Origin of the sequence: Parapedobacter tibetensis (genome assembly GCF_024704835.1) — a bacterium.
GTDB classification, from domain to species: domain Bacteria; phylum Bacteroidota; class Bacteroidia; order Sphingobacteriales; family Sphingobacteriaceae; genus Parapedobacter; species Parapedobacter tibetensis.
The window spans coordinates 98,109-104,677 of sequence record NZ_JAMXBE010000003.1 but is presented as its reverse complement, the minus strand read 5'-3'; the positions used below and the strand labels follow the sequence as shown (position 1 = coordinate 104,677).

At 49.9% G+C, this 6,569-nt stretch carries 4 protein-coding genes; all 4 read right to left on the bottom strand.

Features of this window, described 5'->3' with window-relative positions:
• Entirely contained in the window at positions 1-1,767 is a 1,767-nt protein-coding gene (locus NF543_RS05445; protein ID WP_257667099.1) for a SusR-related protein, read from the bottom strand.
• Positions 1,768-1,813: 46 nt separating this feature from the next.
• Positions 1,814-4,306 (bottom strand): ATP-dependent helicase HrpB, encoded by a 2,493-nt coding sequence (gene hrpB / locus NF543_RS05440; RefSeq protein ID WP_257667098.1) that lies wholly within the window; start codon positions 4,304-4,306, stop codon positions 1,814-1,816.
• A 228-nt stretch (positions 4,307-4,534) separates the two neighbouring features.
• Positions 4,535-5,782, bottom strand: coding sequence for a nucleoside permease (locus NF543_RS05435; RefSeq protein ID WP_257667097.1), 1,248 nt, complete (start codon positions 5,780-5,782; stop codon positions 4,535-4,537).
• A gap of 94 nt (positions 5,783-5,876) precedes the next feature.
• Entirely contained in the window at positions 5,877-6,485 is a 609-nt protein-coding gene (locus NF543_RS05430) for a bifunctional nuclease family protein (protein ID WP_257667096.1), read from the bottom strand.
• Between the last annotated feature and the right edge of the window lie 84 nt (positions 6,486-6,569).

The window sequence follows — 6,569 nt, the reverse complement described above, 5'->3', positions numbered from 1 at the left end:
TTAGGCGGCCTTGGGGTCTATTTTTTTGCGGAGCCGATACCGGGCTTTCCGGACAGACTCCGGTGATATGCCCAGCATCCAGGCCATTTGACTGGTGGACACATTCATTTTCTCCAGTGCGTAGATGCGCTCTTCGGCGCTGGTCAGGTCGCGATATTTCATTTTGAGCTGGTCCAACTCGCCACCGAAAGCCCGGTTGAAACGCCGCCTGAAATCGTTCCAGTCGTCCGTCGTAAGCAGCTTCGTCTCCGCCAATCGGTTCGTCAGCTCGTCCAGTTGTGGTGCCTGTTGCGCTGAGTGGGTGCGTAGCTGGTCGATCTGCATCTGGAATGCTTTCACCAGCCTGTTCTTTTCTTGCAGTCGCTGCATATATTCCTGCAGTTCAAGCGTTGCTTTAGCCAACTGTGCTTCCACTTTTTCCTGTGTCGCCTGTTGGACAATTTTTTCCTTTTCGGCCTGTAGCCGGTCTTTAGCGTGCCGGAGCCGCAGCAGATAATAGAGCAGGGCCAGGATGACGGCCAGCGATCCGACGATACCGATGACCAGTTGCAACCGTGCGCTGATTCTTTTTTTCTCGGCTTGTTGAACAGCGATGTCAGCAAGATGTTGTTGTATTTTGAGTCGGTCTTCGGCTACCCGGGCGGTCATTTTATTGTAACGCAGGTTGGTTTCATTGGTCAGGTGGGTCAGGCTATCCAAGTAACGATAGGCCATTGTCGTGTTTCCTTGGGCTTTAAAATGATCATGCAAAACCTCGTAGTAGCTGATGTAAAATTGTTCATCCCGCTGCTGCTTCCACATCAGCTCCCCTTTCCTAACTACCGCATTCAGCCGTTCGCTTTCCCGTAAATAGTGGGAAACGCTATCCTGTTGGTGGAGCTTCTGCCAAGTGGCCGCGATATCTACCGCCGCATTGCGGGCCAGCACCGGATGGCGGTCCCGGTGTTGGTTGTATTGGTAATCTTGCACCAGGAAGGGTAATGCTTCCCCGTACCGGCCTTGTTTGATATACACGCTCCCAAGATTGCCGGCTGCGAGGTGTATCCAGGTGGTATCGCGCCATGAACTGGCGACCTCCTGCGTCCGCTTGAAATAGAACGCTGCGCTATCCAGTTGATTAAGCTGTTTATAGGCCATCCCTAAGGTATTATAACGCTGGATGTCCAGGTTATCGCTAAAAGGCGGCAGGGTAATGGATGCACGCATTAACTGTATCACCCGCTCATAATCACGGAAATAATAGTGGTTAAGTGCCATGACATGCAGGTATTTCCCGATGTCGATAATGTTCGCTATGCCAACCTCATTAAACAATTCTTGCGCCTTTGCGTGATGGTAGAACGCCTCGCCGTACTGTTGCCGTTCATAGTGATGCTGGCCGATGAAGTAGTGGCACACACCGGTGTAGCGCAAGTCACCCTTTTTTTCGAAATGGTACAGTGTCGAATCAAAAACGGTGAGGATCTCGTTATTCGGTATGGGCAGAAACCCCCTTTTCATTTTATCATAAAAATGAAGGTAACCTGCCAGTTCGCCATCTTGCCATCTATGAGCCAGTTTTTGTATGCTATCAATGCGTTGGCTTACTTGTTGCAATGGAATGCCAACTACTATCAATGTGTCCAAGTGTTTGGATGCCCTGATGATACGGTTTTTTGGGGTGAGGTCTGCCAATTCTTCAACCAGCACATTCAACTTTACGGGCTGTTGCGTTTGGGCAGCTAAAGACAGGCATAAAAAACAGATAACAATGTAAATTTGCTTCATTAATTGGTAGATGTCAGTATATCGATTGGGCTAAATATAGGGGTTTTTATCGGTTTCTCCTGGATGCACCCCGTTCAGCTTGTGCATTTAACGGGTCGTCGGGCCAGGCATGCTTGGGATAGCGCCTTTTGAGTTCCTTCCGCACTTCAAAATACGTCGTTTGCCAGAAGCTGCGCAAATCGGAAGTTACTTGTACCGGCTTGAATCCAGGCGAAAGAAGGTGCAGCACGATGGACGTTCGGCCGTCGTTGATACGTGGTGTATCCATAAGACCGAATACTTCCTGCAACCGTACTGCTAAAATCGGAGCTTCGCCCGAGGTTGAATAGCGTAACTTAATGGCGGATCCACTCGGCACTTGCAGGGAAGTAGGAGCGAGGCGATCTAGGGCCTGTTGCATTTCGAAATCGAGACTATGCCGGAGTACATCAAGGAGATCAATCCGTTTCAAATCCTCGGTTTTTTTGATACCGCTTAGATACGGCATAAGCCATTTCTCCGGATGTTGAAGTAGGGTGCTGGTCGATACATCAGGCCAGCCTTCCTCTGGCCTCCAAGCCCGTAAGCTCAGCGCGCGGTTCTGCCATTGCTCCACGGCATCCGTGAAAGAGAGCAATTGTGCACCTTCCGACCGTATTGCGTCACAAATCGCTTGGATTACCGCGTTTTCATCCGGTGTGTGGAGTGGAGACGATTCCAATACGATGTTTCCAATGCGTAAGTCTTTGGTCGCGATGATCCCGCCTTTTTGGGTGTCCCAACTGATACGGGCCGTTTCTTCAGCAAAGGCTGATAGGTGTTCCGGGTTTACTGGTGAAGCCAGAAACACTTTACCCAAGCCACTGCGGGCATCGAGTTGAGCGATGGCTAGCCAAGGCTCATGGGCAAGATCATCAACGGCGGGCAGGCTGGCTCTTTTACCGTTGGCCAATTGAAAAATGCCGTTACCTTCAGCCCGTGCCTTGGCAATACGCTCTGGATAGGCATGTGCAAGCAATAGGCCGGTATGATATGGCGATACGATACCGTTGTGTGCTTTTGCATCGAGCAACTTACGGTATGAACGCGCTATTTTCTCGATATTGTCAAAACGTTTGCCCGACTTGCCATGCGCCCTGTGTCTTCTCAATGCTTCGATACGCAGGTTGATATCTGCGCCGGCTTCCCTGCCCAATGGATCACGCTCTTCCATTAGGGCTGCGATATCGGTTGCAAGAGGCAGCATGTCCTCGTCTTTACCTATAAGCAGCATGTGGGCAATCCGCGGATGGCATGGCAGCGCATGGATTTGCTTGCCATGTGTGGTGATTTTACCCTTATCCAATGCGTTTAGTTCATGAAGCGTGTCACTGGCTTGAGCCATTGTGGAAGCGGGAGGCCGGGTTATCCAGTCCAATTGATGGATGTCGGGCACACCCCATCGGGCCAAATCGAGCAGCATTGGGGTAAGGTCGGCTTCCAGTATTTCGGGCGTGCGATATGGAGCCATCCGTTGTTGGGTAGCTGTAGACCACATTCGGTAGCAGGTGCCCGGTCCGAGCCTGCCTGCACGTCCGGCACGTTGGTCGGCCGCATCGAGGGAAATACGCACGGTTTTCAAACGTGACAAGCCTGATGGTGGATCAAACACCATGGTTCGCGTAAAGCCACAGTCTACCACAATGGAAACGCCTTCGATGGTAAGGCTGGTTTCCGCTATGGCTGTAGCGAGCACGATTTTTCTTGGTCCGTTGTTATTGGGCCGGATGGCCGCGTGTTGTTCGGCAAGCGATAGCTGCCCGTAGAGCGGACGGATGGCAGCTCCTGTGATATTGGCGGTAAGGAGCTCCTCACAACTCCTGATTTCAGCTTCGCCGGGCAGGAAGGCTAGGATATCGCCCTCCCGTTCCTTCAGCGCATAATGAATGGTCCGAGCACATTCTTGGGGTAATTGTAAGGGATCCACATCCGCTGTGTGGATGGTTTCAACCGGATACATCCGCCCTTGGCTTGCCACTATAGGGGCGTCTAGCAACGTTGATAGTTGACCTGTATCAAGGGTGGCCGACATGATCAGTAAGCGCAGATCGGGCCGCAAGACCTGCTGACTTTCGCGGCATAGCACCATGGATAGGTCGGTATGCAACCGTCGTTCATGGAATTCGTCGAAGATGACGATACCCACATCTTCCAAGGCGTTGTCCTGGTGGAGCATGCGGGTGAGGATGCCTTCGGTGACAACTTCGATGCGGGTGCGTGAGGATGTCTGGTTTTCGAACCGGACGCGGTATCCGACGGTTTCACCGGCTTTTTCGCCCAATAAGGAGGCCATGCGGTGGGCAATGCTGCTGGCGGCCAACCGCCGCGGTTCAAGCATGATGATCTTTTTGCTTTGCAACCAAGGCTCGTCCAACAAGGCCAAGGGAATGATGGTGCTTTTACCGGCACTGGGTGGCGTACTGAGGATGAGGGTATGATGAGCCGTAAGGTATTGCCTTACCTGAGGTATGACATCCTTGATGGGAAGGTCGATATTTATCGGGTCGAAACGTGTCGGCATATGCGGTCAAAGATATGAAACGGTTCAGAAATGACATCGCACACGTTTAACAAAGGGTGCATTCCAAGTTGTCGCTCCTCGTCTTTGCGTACGGTCTATATGTTCTTTGAATGCCAATTAGGAGGAAGATCGGAAGGCAAATCCCATGGGTCGAATTGACCGCTTAATTTTAAAGAGCTTAACGAGTATCCGTAGAACGGATGCCGATAGACAACCGCCTAATTAAAATTAAGACGGCCTAACTACGGCTGTTTTTTCCAGCCGTTGCCCTCGGAAAATCAATAGGAAGAGCACTGCCAAGACCAAGGCATAACCGGCAAATGTAAACCAGATATTGGGCCAATCCCTTATGCCATCGGCATCGGTGAAATGGTCAACTACCCAACCGCTGCCATAGCCGCCAATAATGGCGCCAAAGCCGTTGGTCATGATCATGAACAATCCTTGGGCACTGGAACGGATTTTCGGGTCGGCCACTTTCTCCACATACAGTGAGCCGGAGATGTTGAAAAAATCGAATGCCATTCCATAAATAATCATGGATAATACCAACAGGTATAGCTTGTCATCGGGGTTGCCTAGTCCGAAAAAGCCAAACCGCAATACCCATGCTATGATACTGAAGAAAATGACGTTTCGGATACCGAAACGGGTAAGGAAAAACGGAATCAACAGGATGAAAAACGTTTCGGAAATTTGGGAGATGGAAAGCAGTAGGTTGGGGTGCTGTACACCGAAGGAATTCGGATACATCGTTTTGAAGTCGTCCAAAAAAGGCCCGCCAAACGCATTGGTAATCTGCAAGGCAGCACCGAGCAGCAGCGAAAAGACAAAAAACAACGCGGTATTCTTTTTCTTTAATAGGACAAACGCATCCAAGCCAAGCGATGATACGAGTGCTTTTTTACGGGTTTCATCCAAATAAGGGGGCGATGCTGGCACGGTAAACGCATAGCATCCGAGGAACAGTCCGGCACCTGCGGCCACGTAAAGTTGGTTGGCGCTCTTGGTCCATTCGAATAAATCTACCGTCCACATGGCTACGATAAATCCAATAGTCCCCCAAACACGGATAGGAGGGAAGGCTTTCACCACGTCAAATTGTTTTCGTGACAATACATTGTAACAAACTGAATTGGACAAGGCCAGTGTAGGCATGTAGAAGAGGGAATTGAGCAGCATCAAGCTGTAAAACGTTTGGAAGTCGGTCACCCTGGTGGCCGCAATCAGGGCGGCTGCCGCGACGAAGTGTGCTACGGCAAACACCCGTTCGGCATTAACCCACCGGTCTGCTACGATACCCAGTAAGCCAGGCATGAATATTGAAGCTATACCCATGGTGGAGTAAACAGAGCCAATTTGTAAGCCTGAAAACCCCAGTTGGTTTCCCATGTATCCACCAAGAGAAATCAGCCATGAACCCCAAATAAAGAATTGAAGGAAATTCATCACCGTAAGTCTTATTTTTATCGGCATGCTTATTTATGTTGCTCAGGATGTGGGGTACAGGGCAGTGTCAAGGGCCCAAGGTTAAAGGTTAACTTGATACTGAACATTGTTGCGCTTTTATTTATGAAGACTTCCTTCGGGTGATTTCATCCCTTATGCGGGCAGCTTTCTCATATTGCTCGTCGGACAATGCCTTGGACAATGTTTCCTGCAATTGGTCATCGGTCATGGATGAGTATGAGGAGGTGTCGGTAGAAGCCATCGTCTCTGGATCGTTGGCGCCAGCCGATTCAATGTTTTCGAGGAAAACGAAATCGTTGCCTTCGATAACAATACCGGCAGAGGCTAGTATGAACTCATATGTATACACGGAAGCCTTGAAACGTACCGCTAACGCAATGGCATCTGATGTACGGGCATCAATTTCGGTATGCTTATGACCATCGTTGAAGATGATTTTTGCATAGAAAATCCCATCCACGAGGTTATATATGATTACCTCTTCGATCTTGATGCGGTAAGTTTCGGCAAAGGTTTTGAATAAATCATGGGTCAACGGCCGACTGGGGGTCATTTTTTCGATTTCTATGGCAATGGCCTGCGCTTCAAACCCACCGATGATGATGGGCAGGCGCCGACGTCCCGAAACCTCTCCCAAGACCAGTGCATAGGCCCCAGATTGTGTCTGGCTATAGGATAAGCCAACGATATCTAACTTAATTTTCTTCATGCCCCATTCAATGCAAGAATTGCAAAGATGCGAATTGTTATTGGGAAATGCTGCCACCTTTATTGTTTTTGTACCATAAAGATA

Coding starts and splice junctions, on each gene's coding strand:
- NF543_RS05435 (WP_257667097.1), bottom strand. CDS start 5,782: ATGCCGATAAAAATAAGACTTACGGTGATGAATTTCCTTCAATTCTTT.
- NF543_RS05445 (WP_257667099.1), bottom strand. CDS start 1,767: ATGAAGCAAATTTACATTGTTATCTGTTTTTTATGCCTGTCTTTAGCT.
- hrpB (WP_257667098.1), bottom strand. CDS start 4,306: ATGCCGACACGTTTCGACCCGATAAATATCGACCTTCCCATCAAGGAT.
- NF543_RS05430 (WP_257667096.1), bottom strand. CDS start 6,485: ATGAAGAAAATTAAGTTAGATATCGTTGGCTTATCCTATAGCCAGACA.